Below are 1,462 nucleotides of genomic sequence, written 5' to 3'. Positions count from 1 at the left end.
GAGCCCGCCACTACCGTCAGGCAGTGGCGGGCTCGCGCATGTGTTTGAGTCTTGGCGAGACTGAAGTCGGGCCCAGCCAGACGCTGCCGCCCTTAGGCCAGACGGAGCTTGCGGTAGCGGTTCACCGCGGCCGCCACGTCCACCATGCGCGGACGCACCAGGAAGGCCGGTCGGCGGTCGAGGGCGTCCAGGCCCTCGTCGTCGAGCAGAGCCTCGAGATCATCCAGGCACTCCTCCAGCGTCGACTCCCCGTCGAAGCGCTGCTCGAGCAGCGCCCGCAGCGCGTAGGCGGTCGCCTCCGCCTGGCCCGAATCGACCACGCCGGCGACATCGGAGATGTCGATGTCCTCCCGGTCGAGCGTGAGCGAGTCGGTTCCCCGGGAGCGGGTGCGCACCGGGCCGCGCTGCGTGCGCTGGGAGGGCAGCGGCACCCGCGCAGTCGGGGTGGGGAAGTCGGCCAACGCCGTCGTCTCCCGCGGCTGCGCCGCAGCGACCTCGGCCGCGCGCTCGGTGGCGTCGTGCAGCACGTAGGAGTCCAGCAGCAGCACCCGGTCGGCCACATCCAGGTAGTCCCCGCTGCCGCCCATGACCAACACCGTGGAGACACCGGAGTCGGCCAGCGCCGTCACCCGGTCAACGAACGGGGTGATCGGCTCCTGGTCGTCGGCCACCAGGGTGCGCATGCGCGCATCCCGGATGAGCAGGTTGGTGGCGGAGGTGTCCTCGTCGAGCAGCAGCGCGGATGCGCCCGCCTCAATCGACTCGATGATGGAGGCCGCCTGCGAGGTGGAACCGGAGGCATTCGTCGTCGTGAAGGAGACGGTGTCACGGTCGCCGGGCAGGTGGGAGATGAACGGGGTGAGGTTGACGCCGGTGACCGCTCGGCCGTCGGCGGCCCGCACCTTGACGGCGTCGGGCACCGTGGCCACCAGCTCGCGGCCATCACCGGGAATGTGCGGGTAGACGCCGCGCTCGATCGCCCCCAGCAGGGTGGACTTGCCGTGGTAGCCACCGCCGACGATCAGAGTGACCCCAGAACCGATCGCGGTGCCGCGCACCTCGCCGGCGTGCGGCAGGTGGACGGTGGCGGACAGCGATTCCGGTGCGGTCAGCGGTACGGCGCCCTCCTCCATGGGGGCGTCGCTGACGCCGGAGCGGCGCGGCAGGATCGAGCCGTCGGCGAGGAAGGACACCCAGCCGTTGTCGCGCACCGCCTGCGTGAGGGCCCGGTGGTCCTCCAGGGCGGCGACGTGTGCGAGCAGCCGCTCGGCGCGCTCGCCGGTCAGATCCAGAGCGGCATTGACCTCACGGGTGAGGTCATGGGCGAAGATGTTGGCGGCCTCGCGGCCACGGATGGAACGTCCGCGTGCCGGCAGCGCCACGCGGGCGCGAATCTCCACGACGAAGTCGGCGGCCGGGCGGGTCCCGGGGTGGGGGGCGTCCGGGGCGGTCTCCGGGCTGT

General features: G+C 72.1%; 1 protein-coding gene. It reads right to left on the bottom strand.

Translation table 11 applies throughout. From position 1 onward, the window contains the following. Window positions 1-92: 92 nt before the first annotated feature. The coding region (locus tag RWX45_RS12955; protein WP_316024131.1) for an ABC-ATPase domain-containing protein at window positions 93-1,462 on the bottom strand (1,370 nt) is incomplete at its 5' end.

It is taken from the genome of Actinomyces sp. MRS3W (genome assembly GCF_032465695.1).
Taxonomy (GTDB): Bacteria; Actinomycetota; Actinomycetes; order Actinomycetales; family Actinomycetaceae; genus Actinomyces.
Note: the sequence above shows the minus strand (reverse complement) of the source record. Positions and strands in the feature narration are given on the sequence as shown.